General features: G+C 68.3%; 16 protein-coding genes. 6 read left to right on the top strand and 10 right to left on the bottom strand.

Annotation, left to right across the window (positions count from 1 at the left end):
- Positions 1-275: 275 nt before the first annotated feature.
- A complete protein-coding gene (locus ACIRGA_RS23370) occupies positions 276-1,217 on the bottom strand; it encodes an aldo/keto reductase (RefSeq protein ID WP_400944393.1) in 942 nt (313 codons plus the stop codon).
- 69 nt (positions 1,218-1,286) lie between these two features.
- Between ACIRGA_RS23370 and ACIRGA_RS23365 the strand changes: the two genes are divergently transcribed.
- Positions 1,287-2,003 carry an SDR family NAD(P)-dependent oxidoreductase gene (locus tag ACIRGA_RS23365; protein WP_400944399.1) on the top strand — a complete coding sequence of 239 codons (717 nt, stop codon included), beginning with the start codon at positions 1,287-1,289 and terminating at the stop codon, positions 2,001-2,003.
- Here the strand turns inward: ACIRGA_RS23365 and ACIRGA_RS23360 are convergent.
- Positions 1,920-3,299 (bottom strand): amidohydrolase, encoded by a 1,380-nt coding sequence (locus ACIRGA_RS23360; RefSeq protein ID WP_400944391.1) that lies wholly within the window; start codon positions 3,297-3,299, stop codon positions 1,920-1,922. The genes ACIRGA_RS23365 and ACIRGA_RS23360 overlap by 84 nt on opposite strands.
- Positions 3,300-3,349: 50 nt before the next feature.
- Here ACIRGA_RS23360 and ACIRGA_RS23355 point away from each other — a divergent pair, with 50 nt between their 5' ends.
- Genes ACIRGA_RS23355 through ACIRGA_RS23345 form a run of 3 tightly spaced genes read left to right on the top strand, consistent with a single transcriptional unit; the run spans position 3,350 to position 6,338 of the window.
- Positions 3,350-4,453, top strand: a complete 1,104-nt coding sequence (locus tag ACIRGA_RS23355; RefSeq protein ID WP_400944389.1) for a zinc-binding dehydrogenase — start codon at positions 3,350-3,352, stop codon at positions 4,451-4,453.
- Between the two features lie 8 nt (positions 4,454-4,461).
- On the top strand, positions 4,462-5,418 hold the full coding sequence (locus ACIRGA_RS23350) for an aldo/keto reductase (protein WP_400944387.1): 957 nt from the start codon (positions 4,462-4,464) through the stop codon (positions 5,416-5,418).
- On the top strand, positions 5,415-6,338 hold the full coding sequence (locus ACIRGA_RS23345) for an alpha/beta hydrolase (RefSeq protein ID WP_400944385.1): 924 nt from the start codon (positions 5,415-5,417) through the stop codon (positions 6,336-6,338). The genes ACIRGA_RS23350 and ACIRGA_RS23345 overlap by 4 nt, the downstream gene beginning before the upstream one ends.
- Here the strand turns inward: ACIRGA_RS23345 and ACIRGA_RS23340 are convergent.
- Positions 6,322-7,767, bottom strand: a complete 1,446-nt coding sequence (locus tag ACIRGA_RS23340) for a GMC family oxidoreductase (protein WP_400944383.1) — start codon at positions 7,765-7,767, stop codon at positions 6,322-6,324. The genes ACIRGA_RS23345 and ACIRGA_RS23340 overlap by 17 nt on opposite strands.
- A gap of 138 nt (positions 7,768-7,905) precedes the next feature.
- On the opposite strand from ACIRGA_RS23340, the gene ACIRGA_RS23335 reads away from it, so the two are divergent.
- Positions 7,906-9,339, top strand: coding sequence for an aldehyde dehydrogenase family protein (locus tag ACIRGA_RS23335; RefSeq protein WP_400944381.1), 1,434 nt, complete (start codon positions 7,906-7,908; stop codon positions 9,337-9,339).
- On the top strand, positions 9,336-10,007 hold the full coding sequence (locus ACIRGA_RS23330; RefSeq protein WP_400944379.1) for a GntR family transcriptional regulator: 672 nt from the start codon (positions 9,336-9,338) through the stop codon (positions 10,005-10,007). The genes ACIRGA_RS23335 and ACIRGA_RS23330 overlap by 4 nt, the downstream gene beginning before the upstream one ends.
- Here the strand turns inward: ACIRGA_RS23330 and ACIRGA_RS23325 are convergent.
- From ACIRGA_RS23325 to ACIRGA_RS23295, 7 genes are all read right to left on the bottom strand, one after another.
- The gene (locus ACIRGA_RS23325; RefSeq protein WP_400944377.1) at positions 10,004-10,897 is read right to left on the bottom strand and encodes a helix-turn-helix domain-containing protein; all 894 of its coding nucleotides are present in this window, start codon (positions 10,895-10,897) and stop codon (positions 10,004-10,006) included. The two genes, ACIRGA_RS23330 and ACIRGA_RS23325, sit on opposite strands and share 4 nt — an antisense overlap.
- A gap of 73 nt (positions 10,898-10,970) precedes the next feature.
- On the bottom strand, positions 10,971-11,429 hold the full coding sequence (locus ACIRGA_RS23320; RefSeq protein WP_400944375.1) for a hypothetical protein: 459 nt from the start codon (positions 11,427-11,429) through the stop codon (positions 10,971-10,973).
- Positions 11,430-11,439: 10 nt separating this feature from the next.
- The gene (locus ACIRGA_RS23315; RefSeq protein ID WP_400944373.1) at positions 11,440-12,417 is read right to left on the bottom strand and encodes a hypothetical protein; all 978 of its coding nucleotides are present in this window, start codon (positions 12,415-12,417) and stop codon (positions 11,440-11,442) included.
- Positions 12,414-14,648 carry a hypothetical protein gene (locus tag ACIRGA_RS23310; protein ID WP_400944371.1) on the bottom strand — a complete coding sequence of 745 codons (2,235 nt, stop codon included), beginning with the start codon at positions 14,646-14,648 and terminating at the stop codon, positions 12,414-12,416. Before ACIRGA_RS23310 ends, ACIRGA_RS23315 begins: the two co-directional genes overlap by 4 nt.
- On the bottom strand, positions 14,641-15,699 hold the full coding sequence (locus ACIRGA_RS23305) for a toll/interleukin-1 receptor domain-containing protein (RefSeq protein ID WP_400944369.1): 1,059 nt from the start codon (positions 15,697-15,699) through the stop codon (positions 14,641-14,643). The genes ACIRGA_RS23310 and ACIRGA_RS23305 overlap by 8 nt, the downstream gene beginning before the upstream one ends.
- Positions 15,700-15,722: 23 nt before the next feature.
- A complete protein-coding gene (locus ACIRGA_RS23300) occupies positions 15,723-18,200 on the bottom strand; it encodes a hypothetical protein (protein WP_400944367.1) in 2,478 nt (825 codons plus the stop codon).
- A gap of 4 nt (positions 18,201-18,204) precedes the next feature.
- On the bottom strand, positions 18,205-21,507 hold the full coding sequence (locus tag ACIRGA_RS23295) for a tubulin-like doman-containing protein (protein ID WP_400944365.1): 3,303 nt from the start codon (positions 21,505-21,507) through the stop codon (positions 18,205-18,207).
- Positions 21,508-21,521: the final 14 nt, after the last annotated feature.

The following is a 21,521-nucleotide window of genomic DNA, read 5'->3' as shown; positions in this document are numbered from 1 at the left end:
GGCGGCCCCCTCCGGGGGGGGGGGGGTGTGGTGTTGGTGTAAACCCCCACACCCCCAACTCACGACCTACCCGCACCGACCATGCCACGTTTGACTTACCCCTCAAAATAACGACACTTGCCACTCACGACCCCCGCACGAAATCCCTCAAAGCACCCAAATCGGTCACTTTAGGCCGAGGAGGCGTCCTTTGTGGGCATTCTTCGGCAAGCTCACTCCTGCCACCCAGATCATCACGCCACCATTGCCTTGCCCCTCACTCACGAGGCGCACCGTCAGAAAGTCCCGTCCGCGGCGACGTCCCGGTCCAGCCAGAGATCCTCCAGCGCCGCCCGCACCTCCGCGCCACGAGAGGCGGCCAACGCGACGGCGCCCAGATTGTCCTCCAGCTGAGCCATCCGGCTCACCCCGAACAACACGTTCGCCACCGGCTCGTACGCGAGACAGAACGCGAGTGCCAGCTGCGACGAGCTCACCCCGAAGTCCTCGGCCACGGCGGCGACGCGCGAGGCCGCGTCCCGGATCGACTCCCGGATCCCACCCATGTCCGCGCCGATCTTCCGCTCCGGGGTCTTGCCGAGCAGCACGCCGCCCTCGAACACGTCCGACGCCTGGAGCGTCAACCGCCCGGCCTCGAAATGCTTGCCATAGAAGGACCCTTCCGCCATCGAGCGACGAGCGACGCTGTACTTCAGCTGCGCGAAGGACGGCGCGGGAAGGCCTTCACGCACGGCGAACTCCAGCGCGAGATCGAGATCCGGGGCCTGCCAGTTGTTCACGCCCCAGACGTCGAAACGGCCGAGCCTGATCTGTTCGGCCACCTCGGTGACGATGCGCGGGATGTCCGGCCGTTCGAAGTAGTCGCCGACCACGACGGCTTCCGCGCGATCGACGCCGACGCGGTCGAACGAGGTCTCGAGCTGCTCGGCGAAACCGGTGTTCGGGTAGTCCCAGAGCCAGAGTTTGCCGCACAGCTGGTACTCGTCGCGCTTGATCCCGGCCGCCCGAACGGCCTCGCCGAAGAGAAGATCCGTGCGCGACTGTTCGGAGTGCGGCCCCATGTTGTAGTGGGCCACGTCGAACAGCGTGATCCCGGAGTCGACGGCGTACCGGATCAGGCGCACCGCGTCGTCGAAATCCATGCGGTCCCAGGTGTTCCAGGATCCCAGGCTCAGCGCCGAAGTGGCGAAACCGAGCCCGTTCTGTTTCTCGTCCACGAGTTTTCCTTTCGCTGGCAACGGAAACAAGTTTTAGTCTACGATCGTAGAATGAACAAGAGACTCGTAGTGGTGACCGGCGGCGCCAGTGGCATCGGCCGCGGAGTCGCCGAAGCCTTTCAGTCCTCGGGTGATCGTGTGGTCATCGCCGACGTCGACGCCCGGGCGGCCCACGACCTCGCCGCCGAACTCGGCGCGGAGCACGTCGAACTCGACATCTCCGATCCCGGTTCGGTCGACGCGGCACTGGCGCTGGTCACCGATCGGTTCGGCCCGGTCGAGGTCCTGGTCAACAACGCCGGTCTCGCCGGTGGCGGCGGACCGCTGGTGGGGCTGGACATCGGCGTCTTCGACCTGTGCATGCGGGTGAACTTCCGCGGCACCTTCCTGATGACCCGCGCGATCGGCGCGCACATGGTCGAGACGGGTACCCGTGGCGCCATCGTCAACATCACCTCCATCGGCGCCCGGCAGCCGACCCCCGGGCTCGGCCACTACGAGGCGACCAAGGCCGCCGTCGAGGCGCTCACCCGCTCGGCCGCGCTCGAGCTGGCACCGCACGGCATCCGGGTCAACGCCGTCGCGCCCGGCCCGGTGCTCACGCCGATGACGGCCGGATTCGCCTCCGACACCGCCGCCCGCGCGGCTTGGGAAGCGAGGATTCCGTTGGGAACCATCGCTTCCGTCGCCGACGTGGTGCCGTCAGTCCTGTTCCTCGCCTCCGCCGACGCCGGCCATCTGACCGGAGTGAGCCTCCAGGTCGACGGCGGGCAACTGCTCACCTGAGTACACGACGCGGCCGCCGGACACGGTGAGTTCCACACCGACGTCCGGCAGGTCCGCGAACGCGACCTCGAGCGGATTCGCCGCCAGCACGCAGAAGTCCGCGACACGGCCCACGGTCAGCGATCCCTTCCAGTCCGCCGCACCGTCTTGCTCGGCGGCCGCGACCGTGTAGCAGCGCAGCAACCGGGCCATCAGCCCAGCGTCCACTTCGGACGCGTCCAGCATCCGGGCCGCCGCCGCGATGTGCACCCGCCAATCAGGGGTCACCACCGGCGCGTCGCTGCTCAGGGTCAGCGGGACGTCCGACGCCAGCATTTCCGCCAGCGGCCAGGCGCGGGCGCCGACCTCGGCACCGAGGGCGTCCGTCAGCATTCCCCGCATCGCCACCGCGATCGCGGGCTGCGTGGTCAGGCCGACCCCCGCCGAGGCCATCCGCGCCAGCTGATCCGGCGTCACCAGATCGCCGTGCACCAGGTGATCGCCGCGGCGAAGCGACCCGAGCGCGGCCTCGATGCTGCGATCCCCCGTGGCGTGCACGGCGACCGTCATCCCGGCGTCATGGGCCAGCCGGATCATCTCGGCCAGATTGCCCGCACGACCCGGATCGTCGTCGCCGTCGACGAGGAGAGCGCCGTGCGAACCGTCGGTGTAGCAGTGATGCGTCCACGCGGAGCGCATCGGCGGAATCCCGTCGGCGAAGATCTTCACGCCGGGCACGGTGAGCCACAACGGATTCGCGACAGGTGGCGTGGTCGCCAGACCGCGCTCGAAGTCCGGCAGCGAACTCGCGCCGTCGAGCAGGCCGAACAGCCGCAGCGCGGTCACCCTTGCTCGCAGAAGGCCTTCCTCGGCCAAGGCCGCGTATTCCTCCAGCACTTCGGCGCCGAAACAGCCCGTCTCACCCGGCCCCAGACCAGGTTCGGTGTAGCTCGTGATGCCCAGCGACGCGCACAGATCACCGGCACGCAGGATGGCGGCTCGCCGTTCGGCCGCGGTCCGCACCGTCTTCTCTTCTCCCCCGGTGAATCCGGCACCACCGATGAGCGTGTCCGGCCAGCGGACGCCGAGCCAGGTCGCGTGGAGGTGCGAATCGTTGAGACCGGGCAGAACGGTTCTCCCGGCGAGGTCGATCACCTCGGTCTCCGGGCCGATATGGTCCAGCGCGACGTCGCCGAGGGCGACGATCCGGTCGTCTCGTACGGCCATCGCCCGCACGACGGTGCCCGCCGGGTCGAAAGTGAGCACAGGACCGCCGCGAAGCACGAGCGAAGCGGGACGAATACGTTGCGACGGCATGGTTTCCTCCAGGATCTGGACTTTTTCTCCTACGACTGTAGACTAAAAAGATGGTCAACAGAACCGAAGCGGCGGTGCTCACCGAACACGGCTCCGCGCTCACCTTGCGGGAACTACCGCTACCGGAAGAACCGGAACCGGGCGCCGCGCTGGTCCGGATCACCTGCACCACGTTGTGCGGCACCGATGTGCACCTCTGGTCCGGCCAGATGACCTTCCCGGGCATGCTCCCGATGGTGCTGGGCCACGAAATGGTCGGCGAAGTGGTGGCCGTCGGACCGGGTACCACCGACACCCTCGGCCGCGAGATCGCCGAGGGCGACCGTATCGGCTGGTCCGAATCGACCTGCGGGAAGTGTTACGGCTGCACGATCTTGCGCGAGCCTGTCGCGTGCGAGAAGCGTGGTTACGGGTTTCTTCAACGCTCTGACGTCTTCCCGTACGCGACCGGCGGGCTCGTGCGGTACTGCTACGTGACTCCCGGAGCGGCCAAACTCCTGCTTCCCGACGACGTCAAGGACACTTGGGCCTCGATGTCGGGCTGTGCGGGCAAAACGGTGCTGCGGGCCGTCGCGCGCTCGGGCGGGATCCGCCCCGGGGCGACGGTCGTGGTCCAGGGTGCGGGCGCGCTGGGCGTGTTCGCCACCGCCGTCGCACGGATCTCCGGCGCGGGTGACGTGATCACCATCGGCGGCCCCACCGACCGGCTGAAGACGGCCGAACGTTTCGGGGCCACGGCGACGATCCCGGTCGACGGCCGTACAGAAGAGCGCATCGAGCGCGTCAAGGAACTCACCGGCGGCCGGGGCGCCGACCACGTCTTCGACTTCGCCGGCGGGCCGACCATCGGCGAAGAGGCGGTGGCGTTCGCCTCTCAGCGCGGCACGATCGCGATCGTCGGCTCCACCGGCCCCGCGCCCTCCCCCGTGGCGCTGGGCACGGTGATGGGCAAGGAACTCACGGTCGCCGGGTCGCTCAACGGCGACATCGCCGACTACCACCGCTCGGTGCAGTTCTTCCGCACTTTCGCCGACCGGCTGCCGTGGGACGACCTGTTCAGCGCACCCGTCGGCCTTTCCCAAGCGTCCCAAAGCGTCGAGTCAATGTCGCGGCTCGGCGAACTCAAGGCCGTCATCGACCCCCGTGTTCCCTAGGAGACCTCATGTCAATCCCCCAGCGCCGCATCGGCCGCGACGGCCCGAGCACCGGCGTGCTCTCGCTCGGCTCTTGGCACACCTACGACCGGATGGATTTCCGCGAGGCGGTCGACCTGGTCCGCACCGCGGTCGATTCCGGGATCACGCTCTTCGACGTCGGCGTCTACGGTTTCCCCGGCGCCACACCGGTCTTCACTGACGTGCTGTTCTCCGCGATGGTCCGCGCCGCGGGGCTCCGCCGGGAGGACTACCTGCTTTCGGCCAAGCTCTGGCTGGAGGGTTATCCGGAGCACAACCTTCGCGACCAGCTGGACAACGCGTTGTTCCGCGCCGGGGCCGAGCACGCCGATCTGGTGGTACTGGGCGATCTCCGGCGCGACGACACCGACCTGCACCGGCTGGTGCTGGATCTGAACGAACTCCGCGAGGCCGGGCTCATCCGGCAGTGGGGCGTGAACAACTGGTCCGCCACCACGATCCAGGCCCTGCACGATTTCGCCGCGGCCGAGAACGTACCCGGACCCGCCATCGCGCAGCTGAAGTACAGCGTCGCGCGACGGTCCATTCCGGACGGTGAACCCTTCGAGAAGGTCTTCGGTGAACTCGGGGTCACCCTCCAATCCTCGGACATCTTCGAGGGCGGGATCCTGCTGGGCAAGAACAGCGGCGCGCGCCAGGTGGGCCGCGACCCCGGCGACATCCGTGAACGTATCGCCGCCTCCGCCCCGGCACTGGCGAAGATCGCGGCCGAGCTGGACGCGACGCCGGCGCAGCTGTGTCTCGCGTTCACCCTCACCCATCCGGCCAACACGACCACACTCTTCGGCGCGACGAGCACCCAGCAGCTCAAGGACAACCTGGGCGCCGTCGACCTCGTCGAGCGTGTGGGCGCGGAACAGCTTCGCGAGCTCGTCGAGCCGTATTGGGCCGACCGCGGCGTCGTGGACCCGGAGGGACCGTGACCGCCTTCGATCCCGAACTCGCCGAAGCTCTGACCGGGCTGCCCTCCGGGCCGCCGCTGGGCGCCGAATCGCTGGCGGAGATCCGTCGGGCGTTGGCCGAGGGGAACCTGAGCTGTGCCGAGGCCATCGGCGACCGGGATCTCGTCTGGGAAGATCGCCAGGTACCCGGCACCGACGTGGTCGTCACCGTCGTCAAGCCAAGGAACGCGAAGGGCGCACCGGGGTTCTACAACATCCACGGCGGCGGCATGGTGCTGGACAACCGCTTCGCCGACCTGCCCCGGATGGTCGCCCTGGTCGAGGAGTTCGGCTTCGTCGCGGTGACCGTCGACTACCGGCTCGCCCCCGAACACCCGCATCCGGCGCCGATCGAAGACTGCTACGCGGGCCTGACGTGGATGGTCGAGCACGCGGCCGAACTCGGTTTCGATCCCGGACGGCTGATCGTCGGTGGCGGCAGCGCGGGCGGCGGGCTCAGCGCGGGGATCGCCTTGCTGGCCAGGGATCGCGGCGGTCCGGCGCTGGCGGGCCAGCTGCTGCTGTGCCCGATGATCGACAGCCGCAACGATTCGGCGTCCACAGTGGAATTCGCGGAACGCGGAGTGTGGGGACGGGAAGCCAACGAGTTCGGCTGGCGATCACTCCTCAATGGACAGACCTCGCCGTACGCGGTCCCGGCGACCGCGGAAGACCTCGCCGGGCTCCCGCCCGCCTTCATCGAGGTCGGCGCAGCCGAGATCTTCCGTGACGAGGACGTCGACTACGCGCGGCGCCTCTGGCAGGCGGGTGTGCCCACCGAACTGCACGTCTGGGCGGGCGCCTACCACGGTTTCGACCGGTTCGCCCCGGACAGCGAGGTGACCCGGGCCGCGCTCGCCGCCCGGGCCTCCTGGCTGCGCCGCACTATCGGCCGAGCATGAACCTGGCGGCCTGCTCGCCGACCAGCACCGCCGGCGCGTTGGTGTTGCCCGTGGTCACCCGCGGCAGCACCGACGCGTCGGCGATCCGGAGCCCGCTCAGCCCGTGCACGGCGAGCTCCGGATCGACCACGGAATCCGCGTCGGTGCCCATCCGGCAGGTCCCGACCTGGTGGTGATAGGTGATCGCGGTCCGGCGGACGTACTCGCGGACATCGGCCTCCGGTCCCGGATACAGCTCTCGGGCGCCCCACTCCTCCGCCAACGCGGACGCGCGGCCGATCTCCCGGCACTGCTCGACCGACGCGACCAGGCTCTCGAAGTCGGCCGGATCCTCCAGCGCGGCCAAATCGATCAGCGGTTCGTCGAGCGGGCTCGGCCCCGAAAGCCGGAGACTGCCCCGGCTGCGCGGCGTGACCATGCCCGCCATCAGCGAGAACCCGGTTTCCGGGCCCGTCATCCACGACTCGTACATCGGCACGCTGAAGTGGATCGGCTGGGTATCCGGCACCGCAAGGCCGGGACGGCTACGCCAGAAGAGATGGGTCTGCGTGACCGAACGGCCGGGCGCGGGCGGGTCGACCCGGCGTCGATCGGTCGCGAAGATGACCGGCGAGAGCAAATGGTCGTGCAGGTTCTTCCCGACGCCCGGCAGCTCCGCGACGACGTCGATGCCGTGCACCTCCAGTTCGTCGATCGGGCCGACCCCGCTGCGCAGCAGGATCGCCGGTGACGCCAGCGCGCCGGCGGCGAGCACGACCTCGTCGGCGAAGACCTTGCGCAGTTCGCCGTCGACCTCGGCCAGCACGCCGGTCACCTTGTCGCCTTCGAAGAGCAACCGGTGCACGAGCGCTCCCGTGTGGACGGTCATCCGCTCGGCGGCGGGCTGCCCGTAGGCGAGCCAGGTGTTGAGCCGTTTGCCGTCGCGCGTGGTGACACGCTGCACCGAAACGCCGTCGAGTTCGTCGCCGTTGTAGTCCGGGTTGAACGGCAGCCCGATCTGCACCGCGGCGTCCACAATGGATTGCTGGATCGGGTGCAGCGGTTCGTTCGGCACGACGTCGAGCAGATCCTTCTCGATCCGTTCGAACACCGGGCGCACGTCGTCCCAGCGCCAGCCGGGCAGGTCCCAGCCGTCGTAGTCGGCCGGGGCGCCGCGCACCCAGATCATCGCGTTGAGCGAATGCGAACCGCCGAGCACCTTGCCGCGCGGCAGATGCAGCCGCCGGTTCGCCGCGTGCGGCTGCGGCACGGTGTAGTAGTCCCAATCCTCGGGCCCGTGCCACAGCTCCCCGGCCCGCGAAGGGTCGTGAATGGCCGGGTTGGTGTCCGGCCCGCCCGCTTCGAGCAGGGTGACCCACGCTCCGGAGTCGGCCAGTCTCCTGGCGACCACCGAACCGGCCGAACCCGCTCCCACCACGATGACGTCCATGTCCCCCACCCTCGCAAGGCGCGAGGACCTCCGGCGGATTCGGTTCGCTGGCCGACAATCGGCGTGCCCTGGCGGGCAAGACCGGGGGCCTCGCGGCGCCCGATACTCGATCACACACCGGTCGAGGAGGAGCTAGCCATGGCCACACGCCTGTTCATCGACGGACAGTGGACCGCCGCGGGAGGCGGGTCCCTGCCGACGTACGATCCGGCCACCGGCCAGGTGATCGAGGAGGTCGGCATCGCGTCGGCCGCCGACGTCGACGCCGCCGTCGGTGCCGCACGCAAGGCACTGAACGACCCCGCCTGGGCGGGACTGCTGCCGGTCCAGCGGGCCGCGCTGCTGTTCAAGCTGGCGTCGCTGGTCGACGAGCACCATGAGGAGCTGGCCGCCCTCGAAACACGCGACCAGGGCCAGCCGATCGGGATCTCCCGCCAGGTCAGCGTCACCGGCGCGGCCGAGCATCTGCGGTACTTCGCGGGCTGGGTCACCAAGATCCAGGGCACCACCAACCCGGTGTCCTTCCCGGACACGCTGCACTACACCCGCCGTGAGCCGGTGGGGGTGAACGCGCTGATCACGCCGTGGAACTTCCCGCTGATGATCCTGGTGTGGAAGCTCGCGCCCGCGCTGGCCACCGGCAACACCGTGGTGATCAAACCCAGCGAGGTCACGCCGCTGACCAGCATCCGGCTGGTGGAACTCGTGCACGAAGCCGGATTCCCGCCGGGCGTGGTCAACCTGGTCACCGGCGACGGCGCGGTGGGCGCGCTCCTGAGCAGGCACGACGACGTCGACCACCTGTCCTACACCGGGTCGACCGCGGTCGGGAAGCTGATCACGGCGGCCAGCGCGGAGTCGAATCTCAAGCGGCTCACCCTCGAACTCGGCGGCAAGGCGCCCAGCATCATCGCGGGCGACGCCGACATCGACGCCGCCGTGGCGGGCAACCTCGCGGGTGCGACGCTGAACAGCGGTCAGGTCTGTGCCGCTTACACCCGGTTCTTCGTGGAGCGGAAGCGCGAACAGGAGTTCGTCGCGAAACTGGCCGCCGGGCTCGAAGGCCTCAAGCTCGGGCCGGGACTCGACGAGACCACCCAGCTCGGGCCCCTCGTGTCCGCCAAGCACCGCGAGCATGTGGACTTCCTCGTCTCCACCGGCAGCGAGCAGGGCGCGGAGCTGGTCACCGGCGGCAAACCCGTCGACCGCGACGGCTACTTCTACTCGCCGACGCTGTTCGCCGGTGTCGCCGACGACATGACGATCATGCGCGAGGAGATCTTCGGACCGGTCCTCGCCGTCACCGCCTACGACGACCCGGACGAGTTGCTGGCGCGGGCGAACGACACCGAGTACGGGCTCGCGGCCACCGTGTGGACTCGGGATCTGGGCGTCGCGCAGCGGTTCGCCAACGGCATCCGGGCAGGCGCGGTGTTCGTCAACATGCCGCCGATCCCCGACATGGCCGCGCCGTGGGGCGGCTACAAGGCGTCGGGCTGGGGCCGTGAGATGGGGCCGTGGGCGATCGACGCGTACACCGAGATCAAATCAGTCTGGCTGCACTACTCGTGACCGCGGGCGACGCGGTGAACTCGACCGCGATGAGCAAATCGCAGATCGCCTACCACTGGATCAAGGCGAGGATCGACGACGGCACCTTCTCCCCCGGCTACCGCCTCGTGTTCGGGCAGATCGCACAGGAACTCGGGGTCAGCACCGTGCCCGTGCGCGAGGCGGTCCGGCGGCTGGAGGCCGAGGGGCTGGTGACCTACGAGCACAACATCGGCGCGCAGGTCGCGATGGCCGACGAGAGCGACTACCAGCACACGATGCAGACGCTCGCGCTGGTCGAGGGCTACGCCGCCGCGCTGGCCGCGCCCTCCCTGCCCGGCGCCGCACTCGACGAGGCCAAGGGACTCAACGCGGAACTGACCGCGTGTCTCGACAACTTCGAGCCGTCGCGGTTCACCGCGCTGAACCGCGACTTCCACCGTGTCCTGTTCGGCACCTGCCCCAATCCGCAGGTGCTCGACCTGGTCAACCGCGGCTGGAACCGGCTGGCCGGACTGCGCACGTCGACGTTCAGCTTCGTCCCCGGCCGCGCGCACGAATCCGTGCAGGAGCACCAGAACATCCTCGACCTGTTCGACCGGAACGCGCCGGCCGGGGAGATCGAACTGGCCGTGCGCGAGCACCGGTTGACCACTTTGGAGACGTTCCTGGCCTGGCGGCACCCTTAGGCCGGGACCGCCTCCGGTGGCGGGAAGGCGTAGAAACGCACGGAAAGTTCCTTCTCGTCCGCTGCCGGACGACGACGGCGACGGCAGTACCGCGTGATCAGCTCGCGGTATTCCGCTTCCAGTTCCCGGAATTCCGCCTCGGTCAGCCGAGTCGAGGTTCGCTGCGCCGTCGCCCACGGGCCGAACTCGTCGCGGTGCTCCGCCGCCCAGGACAGCAAGGCGACCTCGTTCGCGTACTTGGCGTCGAGGAACGCTGTGACCCGCTCACGGTCCTCACCGTCGTAGTCGTCCGGCTTCGGCTCGCGCAGATCCTGCGGGATCGAGAGCCAGTTCCCTTTCCGGTCACGGCGTACGAAACCGTTGTCCTGCAGGGTTTTCAGGCATTCGGCGACTTCGGCGCGCTTCAACCCGGTCCGGTACGCGACGTCCTCCTCGGCGGCGGGAAGCTCGCGCGTCACCAGGTGGTAGCGGGGGTCATCGCGCATCGCGATGTCGTTCAGGTTCACCGACCGCTTCGGCAGCGCGTCACTCAACAACCGCCTCGCGGCGAGGGCCAGCAACACGGCGACCGGGATCTCGACGAGGACGGCGAGCGCGACACTGCTCCACCGCTCGGACGACGTCCAGCCGAGCATGACGTCGAACCACGCGTCGCAGCACAACATCGCGGCCGTCGCCGACAGCAGCGGCACGGCCGCCCGGCGGCGACGCAGCCCGAGCCACGCTCCGGCCGCGAAGCAGAGCAGGAGCGCGATGTCGAATCCGACCCAGGCCGCGCGCCACTGACCGGTGTCGTACCGGTCGGGCAGGGTGTGCGCGAGGTAGACGGTCCAGGGCACGAGCAGGACCGCCGCGCCCGCGAGCACCGTCAGCAGTATGCGTCGGATCATGATCACAACGGTAGAAGCGGGCTGCGATGGGAACATCCGGGCTTTTCCCTGGTCCGGCCTCAGGGTCGCCGCGCTAGCGCGGAAGCGAAGTGCCCCAGACCAGGAACCAGAAGGCCACGAACACCAGGAGCAGCCAGCGCGGCGCGGCACGGCTGCCCGCGAGTTTGGGCAGCCCGCGATCGGTGACCTCCTGTATCCGGTCGACGATCCTCATGACCACACCGCCGTAGTCGTAGACGACCTGCGGAGGGATATGGCCCGCCCGCCGGAAGGCGCGGCTGAGCGCCCAGTCGGGCACGAGCAGCACGAACCGCAAGCCTTCGGCGACCTTCCTGACGGGCCGGCGCAGGGCGTTACCCGCCCAAGGCACGACGTACGTGACGACCAGCCACGCGATGAGATAGCCGAAGGCGGCCGCGTAGACGAAGCCGAGGAGGATCCTGAACCACAGCGCGAACCCCAGCCGGTCCGCGGCCTCGTCGAGCAGACCGAAGAGATCACCGATCAGCGGCAGGTCTGAGATCGGGTTCACGGGAACGTCACTAGGCATCGTCGTCTTCGTCGTCCTCGTCATCATCGTCGTCGTCCACGCGGCGGCTCGTGACGCGGCTTGGCGGCGGATTCTCGTCGACCGCGGCCGGCCTGCGCGCGGCGAGCGGATTGACGTCGCCGATGTGGCCCGAGACCGTCCTGGCCGCGTCGTTCATGATCTCCTTGACGTCGTGACGGTTGACCAGTTTTTCCTTGATCAACATGTCCAGGACGTCGCGTGCCTTCTCCGAGTTCCTGTCCTTCTCCCGCAACACCAGTTCGATCACGGCCTTGGCGTCGTCGCCGTGTCCGGAAAGGACCATGGCGAGCATGCTCATGTTGTCGTTGTGCAGAGCCTTGGCGTACATTTCCATCCGCTGCTGCTTCAACGCGAGATCGTTCTGCTCCCTGAGCATCGACAGTTCCCGATCGTGAGCGGTGACCCGAAGCTCCTCCACATGCCTTCGCTGTCCGGCTTCGGGATCGATCAGCACCGAGCAGCGGTCGATCACCAGCGCCGAAGACACGACGATCGGCTTGCCTCGGTAGATCGCGTTGACCTCGGCCTCCGCCCGGGCGTTCTCGGTGAGCGAGAACTTGCGGGTCACCGCGCGCAACTGCCCCTCGAGTGCACGCTGCACTTGTCCGACCGGATCGTTCAACCCGGTCCGCACCGCGATGATCGGATCGGAAACCCGCCAGCTGACATTCACGGTGGCGGGGAAGCGAAACGCTTCCTCCTTGGACGGCAGTTCGAGCGGGAACACGTCGTCGTGTGTGGTGAGGTCGACGGAGTACATCTCGCTCGGTGTGCCCAGCCAGACCTCGCCCATGGTCATCCTGTTGACCGCGAGTTCGTATGTACCGCGCCTGGTGAGGTAGACGATGGCCGTGTGCCCCGACGAGACCGGATTGACCTTGCGCAAACTCGCCCGGTTGACGTCCAGGGTGCGCACGATCTTGCCGTCGTCGGCGGGCTCTTCGGTCATTTCACGATCCTTTCGTCGAAGTGCAGCAACAACGTTCGTACGGTCCCGGCCAGGTTCCGCTTCATGGAAGCCAGGTATTCGAGGTGTTCGCGGATGCTTTCGAGTTCGCCGGATTCCCTGCCCACGTCGTAAAGGAACCGGGCGAGCGGCTCACGGAGTGTCTGATCGCGCCGCGCTCGTCGGACCCAGTTGTTGATCCGGCCATAGCCTCCGTGCATGAATCCCGCCGCGATCAGTACCCGGCCGAACAATGTGAGAATCTGCTGCCGTTGCTCGGCGTCCTGATCGGCCACCCACAGGAAGATCGGCCACTCTTCGGCGCTCTCCACCACTTCCACGTCGTCCATGAAGCGCGAGATATAGATCAATGCCCGCAGACCGGTCTCGCGTCGTTGCGGGAACTTCTCGTCCGCCGTCCAGTTCAGCAACGCCCGCAGCACGGCCGGTCGCTGTTCCGGTTGCCGGAAGAGTCGGCAGATGCTCTCGCCGATCATGTAGGAGAGGACCAGGTCGTCCTGCCTCGCCGCGTATTTCAGCAAGGACAGGACTTTGTCCGGGCTCATCGCCTCGGTGGTGCCCAGAGCCTGTGCCGCGGTTCGCCGCAATACCATCGGCATGGTCGGCTTTTTTATCCAGTCGGTGAGCAACCGGCCGATCAACCGGCTGAGCGCCGGGTCCCTGCTGGGCAACTGCAAGGCCGCCGCGGCCGCCCAACGCGGATCGTAGCTGTCGGTTGTCGCCCAGGCGCTGATGATCTTGCTGTAGATCGAGGGGAAGTCGTAAACGCTCAGCAGGCCGACGGCCACCGCCGCGCGCATGCTCAGCCGATCGTTGTTCTGCTCGCCGAGCTCGGTGAGCCATTCCCTGACGATCTCGAATTCCTCGCTGTACTGGGCGCAGATGTGGTCCAGCAGCCACCGTGGGAATCGGTCGTCGGTGAATCGGATCTTCCGGACCGCCACGTCGCCGTACTTCAGTTTCAGGGTGTCTTGGACCAGTTCGGCCCTGGCTGCCTCAAGTCGTTGCTTCAGCGAGGTTTGGAACAGCGGCTTGGCCCGGTCGAAGCGACGTGGGACCTCCACCGCCTTGATCCGCTTGGCGAGTATGGCCGCCGCGTCCGACACCAAGGTCACTGTCTCGTTGTTGAGCACCGCCAGCGCGATCACGAACGCTCGCTGCTCCGGGTCGGACTGCTCGTCGAACCACTCCAGGAAACCGGTCTGGGTCACCCGGGAGTACCGCTCACGGACTCGTTCGAGGTCGATGCGGTCGTGTGCCACCTCCACCAGCAGGGCGCCGAGTTCGGCGAGTTCACGCGGCGGTACGTCCTCGGTGATCTCGGCGATGATCTCCTTCACGTCCGGGCGGGAGAGCAAAGCACCAGCCGTACTTTCGATGGACGATCCACGGAGGCCCCACTCGACATGCCGGGTCAGCAGGACCCGCGGCTCGATGGTGCCGAGCTCGTCGATGACGAAATCGTCCACCTCTCGCGGGGGAAGTGGCACGGTCTCGCCGACGATGACGATCATCATGCAGCCCTTGTCCCGCATCAGCTGACTGAGCTTTTCCGCGTGGAACAGCCGGAGCCCGGCCGCTTGATCCGGGTCGAGTGATTCGAGCAGGTAGCCATGGGAATCCTCGAAATCGTCTGCTCCGAGAGCCTTCAGCCTGGTGTCCGGATCGAGTTTGCGTACCCCGGTCCGGCAGGTCTGATCGAGCAGGCGCAGCGCGGTCGTCGTGCGCCCGGAGCCACTGCGCGCCCTGACGAAGACGAGCTGCCGCGACTCCAGGGCGTCTTTCAGGCGTTGGTAACCCGCAGGCTCCACAAAGGACGCGCGAATCCGGTCGAGCAGCGTGGACGAGACCGGTCCACTGCGTAAAGTCGCCTCGAAGCGGCCAGGGGCACCGGACGCGTGATTGTCCCCGAGAGTGGCGACCGACGTGGTCCCGAAGAAGATGTTGTTCGTGCCGGTCCCGCCGAGTCGCAGCCCACCGTCGCCGAGCAACGCGCGCAGGGCCTCGTCGAAGTTGTGGTTCACCTCTTTCCACGTCGCCGGGTCGGTGTCCTGCTTTTCCTCTTCCGGCGCACTTTCCTTGGTATCGCCCGGAGGTGTCGGCTCGGCCACCGGCGCCGGTTCCGGCGGAGCGTCCGGCTCTTGCGGCTCGGTGCCCGTCTCCTCGGGCTCGTCCGCCCCCTCCTCCGGGGTGACGTCTTCGTCGTCAGCCATTCGAGACCCCGTAGTTGTTGTCGCCCAGGTGATCGATCGAGGTCTGACCGAAGAAGGTGTTGGTCGTCGTCTTGCCCGGGGCCTCGCGTTTCGGCTCCCCCGGTACCGGAGACTTCGGGTAGCCGGGCACCCGCAGGAAGAGTGCGCTGCCGTCCGGCTGGGTCACCTGCCGATAGCTCGCGGCACCGGCGCGGCCCGTCCGGAGCACGTGGTCGTGGACGCGTTGTGAGGCGACGACCACGCAGTCCGCCTTGGGCGCGGCCGCCAGCGTCTCGTCCACGACGGCCGCGGTGACCGACGCTTCCGTCGCGGTGACGTCGAGGCACCGGAGGCGGTCGCCGACGGGCACCTCGCCTTCGTGCACGCCGATCCTCAAGGTGGTGCCCGACAGGCGGGCGAGCCTTTCCTCGGCGACCGATTCGAGTGCGGGGACCAGTTCGGACATCACCTCGGACACCGTCCGCTCCGACAGCGGGATCACCGTCGTGCTACGGGTGGCCGTCGCCGACCGCAAGTCCGGCGGTATCTCCACCCGGCAGCGGGTGAGGGCGAGTTCGAGTATCCGGTCGAGACCCAGGTCCGGGTTCTCGGTGGCGAGGACCAGAATGGTGCCTTTGACCGTCTTCATGCCCGGTGTTCGTCCCATTTTCGCGACGAGCTTCCGCACCAGTTCAGCGGGCGAGGTGTCCCTCGCGTCGACATAGCCGATGGTTTCCCGGAGCCCCGGGATCTTCGTGTCGTCGAACCTGACCGGCAGGATGTACGCCTCCGCGCTGCGGATGGCGCGTGCCTGCGCGGAGACGCGTTCGTGGTTCGGCCATACCTTGCGCGCGAAATCAGCGGAGGCGAACAGCAGACAGAACCGGGACTGGTAGTTGTACACCTCGTCGAGATGCGTGTAGGTGTCCTCGCCCCACATGTCCACGGTCTTGTACTCGTCGAAGAAGACCTTGACGCCGTCCGCCTCGAGCAGCTCGGCGACTTCCCTCGCGTAGTCGCGTTGCTGACCGGCGAAGGACAGGCAGACGTCGTATCGATTGTGGTCGGTCATGCACATGCTCCTTGGTGTCCGGATCAGCCGACGTCGCCGACGATCTCGGTGACGGGCGATTCCTCGGCGAGTGGCTCGCAGGCGAACAGGGCCAGGTCGGACCAGACGATCGGCGGGGTCGCGTCGAGTCGCGCGGAATGCGCGGTGACGGGCTCCTCGGCCAGATCCGGTGAGCCGATCGGCGTGGAACTGGCCGTGTGCTCCGGGCCCAGCGCTTCCGGCAGCCAGACCCGCGTCGCGTTCGTGACAGCACGGTAGCCGGACCCCGCGTTCCAGTACCGGCTGTTGAACGCCCCTTCGCTCGCTTTCCCCGCAGCCCGGAGCCCGGTGAAGAAGGACACGGCCGACGTCGGTTCGCCGCCTACCGGCGAGACGGTCGGGAACAGCTCCTCGAGCCGTTGGCCGGGAAGCTCGTCGACGACGTGTGCGCGGATTTCCTCGACGAGGGTCTCCTCCGCCACGCCCTTGCGCAGGTCCGCCCACAGTGCCCGGCGGGCGGCGGGCTCGGTGTCCGGATCCGGCCTGGGATCCGCTTTGGCGAGGCCGCGGTCGAATTTGAGCGCGGACATCGATTTCGCGACGGTTTCGGCGTGCAGGCCGGCGAGCCAGCCGCCGGTGAACACCCGGCCGCCAACGATCGCCGTGAGCCTTGCCAGCGTCGGCGGGGCGATCTCGGCCGTCGCCACCCCGAACGCCCACGGCCGGGGCAGCGCCGCGAGGTCGACCGGCGTCCCCGTGGGTACCGCCGCACCGTCACAGCCGGAGTGCGTGAACATCGCGATGGTCGTGGCCACCTCCTGGTACTCACCACAGGCGGTCGTGAGCCGGATCAGTTCCGCGGCCTCGTGTTCGGCCGCGCGGTGAGCGTCCTCGTATTCGGTCGTGAGCCGGATGAACCCGCGCGCGTCGGACAGCCACAGGCGGAGCCCGTAAATCATGACGAACGCCGAACAGACGACGAAGCCCCCGACGGAGCCGCCGGCGAGCAACGCGGCGTCAGACCAGCCGAGCCTTTCGGCGAAGCCCGCGATCAGGCCGCCGACGGACCCGGTCAAGGCCAGAACGCAGACCACCAGCCAGGCCCACCAGAGCCGCCTCGTCACCGTGAAACTCGCGGACAGCGCGGGCGGTGCCGCACGCAAGCGCTTCAATGCGGCCAAGAAGGCGTACTTCGCGGCGTTCGCGTCGTCGAGCAGACGGGTGCCGATCCCCGACAGCAGAGAACCGGGCCGCTCGTCCTGCCATTCGCGTAGCGTCTTGTCCGAGGCAGGCGGCGCCGGGCTGATCGATGCCGGCCCGAGAACCTCGCGCCGTGCGCCGGACAGCGGTTCCGCACAGCCATCGGGGAGACTTCCCGCGTCGGCCGGGCCGAAGGCGAGCTGCCGCAAGCGCGTCCACTCGGCGGTGAATCCCCCTGGCCTGGCGTGCCTCGCGACGTCCGCGAGCAACGCCCGCGCCAGATCCACGGTGCCCTTGGTGATCTCCAGATCGGGCAGCTTCCCCGTGTCCAGGTCTCGGTCGTCAAGCCCCACCACCGCACCGGTCTCCGCTTCGACCCGGAGCCGCCGAGCGAACCGTTCGACCCGGTCATGGGCCTCGTCGGTGACCACTGAGCCGAGTTCTTCGCGCAGTTCGGGGAACCGGCCGAGGACGAACAGCCCCAGCAGCCGAAGCACCTGACCCGGCGTGATCCGCAGAAGCCGCCGGCCTCGGCCGGCATACGGCGCACGGCGTATCCGTGCACCCGGCCCGGCCAGGAACTCGACGGTGACACGCTCGACGATTCCGTCCGGATCCGCGGCGGGCACGGCGTTCGCGCGGAGCGCCACCCATTCCGGATCACGGCGGTGGGACAGAATCGCGCGCACGAGTTCCGCGGCGATACCGTCGCCGCGTAGTGCCCGTGCGTGGGTGCGCACCAGCCGAACCCGTGGTTCCTGGTGCCCGGCGCCCGCCACGTCGTCGTCGAACGGGGCATCGTCCATTCCCGGCCAGATGCCCCCGATCGTGGCGACGGCGAGGGCGGCGTGTGCGGCCAGGTCCTCGGCGGCGTGGATTTCGCGGCTGGTGTGAAGAGGATCCACGCCGTCCTGGTCCACCACGACCGCGGTGGTGTCCCACCGGTTGGAAAGCACCGACCGGGGCACCTTCGCCGTGCCTGTCGTCGGCGCCAGAACGCCCACTGTGGACAGTCGCTGGCCGTGGCCGAGATGGCGCTCGATGAGTCCCTTGACCCGCAAGGAAAGCGCGATCGATCCGGATTCGCGCTCGTGCCCGGTCAAGGTTTGCAGGCAGAGCAAGCGCACGCGGTCGTATTTGACCGCCGCCAGCGCGTCGAGCAGCGGGACCGGTTCGGCGTCCTGGTCACTGCGACGTACCCAATGCCTGCCCTCCTTTTCCTCTTCCCACCACAGAAACGGCCGGACGAGACCCGCCCGTCCCCAGGTCAGCAGCACATCCCTGGCCTCATCCACTCCGATGACGACGGTGATGGTCCGCACCGGCTCACCCCACATCGGACGGATCGATGGCTTCACCGTTGACCACGGCGTCGTGGAAGGTCGTGAGCGCACTCCAGATGTCTTCCCGGATCTCCCACGCACGCGAGACCCCGAGAGCCGACGCGGCGTTCAGCGGGAGTTCGCGGAAGTCGTCGTAGTGGTCCTGGTACTTCTGCACGTACTGGAGCGCGAACTTCACCCGGTCCTCCGGTGAGTCGTGCCTGGTTCCCGCGACCTCCGGTTCGGGCGTGGGCGCGCCCGCGCCGGTGAGCCCGTCCGCCAACCAGCGCGCGAGCTCACCCCGGTCACTGAGTTCGTCCTGGCGCTCCAGCGACTCGCCGAGCTGGATCAGCCGCTCGTACGGTGTGGAATCGGCGACACCCACGACGGTGAGCGCCACGGACTCGAGCACCGCGGGCAGCCATTCGTTCAGTTTCCGGATCTTCTTACCCAGCAACGGGAAAGGGAACTCCGCGTAACCGTCCGAGGTCCACACCCCGGTGGGTACGGTGCGCAGGTCGCCGCCCACGCACTTGATCTGGTTGAGGAAACGCGCCAGGAACCAGCCCCGCACGATGGCGCGGCGGACGTCGGGAGGACACGGCACGAACCACGGCAGCCCCCTCGCCCGGCGCCAGGTCCAGAAGCCCGCCATGTTCGGCTGGTTCTTCTCCTGCTGCCACTGCGCGGCGATCGGTCGCGTGAGCGAGGAGATCACCGCGGGCTGTACCGGCGCGTCGAGGAAGGTGAAGATGTCGATCCGCTCGGTGTCCCGCGTCCCGAGCAGCTGCCCGAAATCGGCGTCACTGTGCGAGGCGAAGACCTTTCGTGCGGCCTCCTGCCCCGGATGACCGTTCGGGAACGGCAGCGGTGTCATCACCTCGCGGTAGCCGACGGACCGCTGGTGCACCCGCATCAGGGCGGGCGCGTCGATCGCGATCAGCGGACGCGACAGTTTCACCGCCTGTGCGAGCAGATTCCGGAAGTTCTCGAGCCGGTCTTCGTGTTCCTGCCGCCGGTCGCTCCGCTCCGCCAGATAGGTGCCCAGGGTCTGGCCGAGATGCCGGGCCATCGGTGTGTCCGGACGCCGGATCCAGTCGCGAGCCCGGTCCCGCAGCGCGGTCAAGGCCAGGCCGGTCTTGAACTTGGCGGCGGACGGGCTCTGCGCTTGCCGCAACCGCGCGTTGCGCGGCACCCAGCGCTTCGTCGTTTCGATGGCTCGTTGATCCTGTCCGGCGATCACCGCACCGCGCGCCCGGACGAGCGCGTTGCCGTCGTTCTCCTCGTTCGACTGCGCACGCAACAGCCGGGTGAATTCTTCGGGGTACGAGCTCACCCGCTCCAGCACGAGCTCGTTGCCCGCCGGGTAGTACGAACCGGGGACCGGCGCGTCTTCGACCGGCCAGCCCGGCACGGGCGACGGCTGGACCGACGAACCCGCGCGGTCCGCCTGCAGACCGTCGAGGCCGCCGACGAGCGCCGTCCGGAGCGGATCGAGCAGGTTGTCCCCGATGTCGCGGATGAGCTCGATCGCCAGTTCGTGCACCAGCACTTCGGTCCAGTTGTGGAAGCAGTCGATCGCCGCGTCGACCGCCTGCGTCACCTTGGGGTGGTCGGCGGGCAGCGTCGTCGTGCCGGCGAGCGCCGCGCCGACCCGGCTGTTCATCTCGGAGACCATGCGTTTCTGGCTGTTCAGCTCGTCGACCAACTCTTTGACGACGACTTCGGTGAGCTCGGTCTTCACCTGCCTGAGCACGTCGACCGCCACCGGACCGCCTTCGGCCGCGAGCAGTTCCGCGGTCCGCGCTTGGATGATCTTCTGCAGGTCGCGGATCCAGGTGGTCGTCGCTTCGAAGTAGCGCTCCTCACACGCGGCGAACTCCGCCGTCCACTGTTCGGTCATGCGCTCGGTCACCCGCTTGCCCACCCGCCGCGCGTCGGCCTTCGGCGGCCATTGCGCGCGCACCTTGTCGAGCAGCTTCGGCCTGATCCGCGCGCGGACGTCGTCGCGGGCCTGGTCACTGCTCAAGCCGCCCCGGATCGCGTCGAGGATGTCGTTGCGGTGCGGCCCTTGTTCGTCGAGGCCGCAGTTGGAGAGGAAGCCGCGGACCGACACCTCCACCCGGTCTTGCCGCGCCTTCTCCTCATTGATCACCTTCTCGTCGGTGACCCGCCAATGACCAGAGAGCACGTGTTCGAGAGCTTCCCTGGTCAACCGATCGGTGCTGTACCCGGCGAAGCGGTCCAGCCCGATCCCGACCGACGCACAGCCGAAGGAACTGAGCGGGATTTCGGTTTTGTCCCCGGTCAGTCCCGTCCGATCCGGCCCGTTGGCGCGCGACGCCCAGTTCCCGATCTCGTAGCTGGAGAACCTCGACTGGATCTCCGGGCTGGTGGCCCACACGGTCATCCCCCGGGCCACCGCCTCGTACACCTCGCCCTGGTCCGAGTAGTTCACCTGGCCGTTGGTGCGGCCGATCAGGTAAGGGATCCGCGGTCCGCGCGTGGTGATCCGGTCCACCGCCGCCGCGCCCGCCGCGCGCAGGAACGAAAACTCGTCCGGCGACGACGCCTCGCCGTTCCACCGGCCGTTGAGCAGTTCGCAGACGGTCGCCAGCGCGTTGGGGTTGATCCCGGCGCGGTCCGCGGGCGACAGTTCGTCGAAGACCTCCGGTGTGTACATCACCGAGACCAGCCGGCCTCGCACACTCGGTTCGAGCTGCCCCAGCATGTCGCAGACATCAAGGAACAGGCCGGAGCCCGACCCACCCGCGAGGGACGTGACGACCACGACCTGCGTCGGGTTCTGGCTGGGCACACCGTCGCCGGTCAGACGGCGGCACACCTCGCTGAACTCTTCGTTCGCCTGTTCACTGTGGAGCGCGTTGACCGCGGCGCGAAGCCGTTCGTGTGCCGCGCCCATCCGCGCACCGAGGATGACCCGCCCCACCGCACGAAACCGGCCCCCGCCGGACTCCGGCGCGACGTTGCACTCGTCGGGATCCGGCCGCCAGCCCGCTGTGTGCCGGACCACGGAATCGCCGCGCGTACACAGCATTTCGTCGACGTCCCGATAGGTCAGTCCCTCGACCGCCAGCCCGACGTAGTCGCTGGGCGGCAGCAACGGGATCCGTTCCGGCCTGCGGTCCTGTTCGAGCGGCACGTCGATGTGGACGAGCTGCCACGCGGCGGGCATACCTCCGTCGTGACCACGTTCCGCGAGATATTCGAGCAGTCTGGCTCGCAGCATCCGCAGCGTCACCCCGCCCGATCCGCCGACGCCGACGACGAGGAACTTCTGCAACATCACGTTCTCCTAGA

This window comes from Amycolatopsis sp. NPDC102389, assembly GCF_044765885.1.
Lineage (GTDB): Bacteria > Actinomycetota > Actinomycetes > Mycobacteriales > Pseudonocardiaceae > Amycolatopsis.
This window is presented reverse-complemented; position numbering and strand designations above follow the sequence as displayed.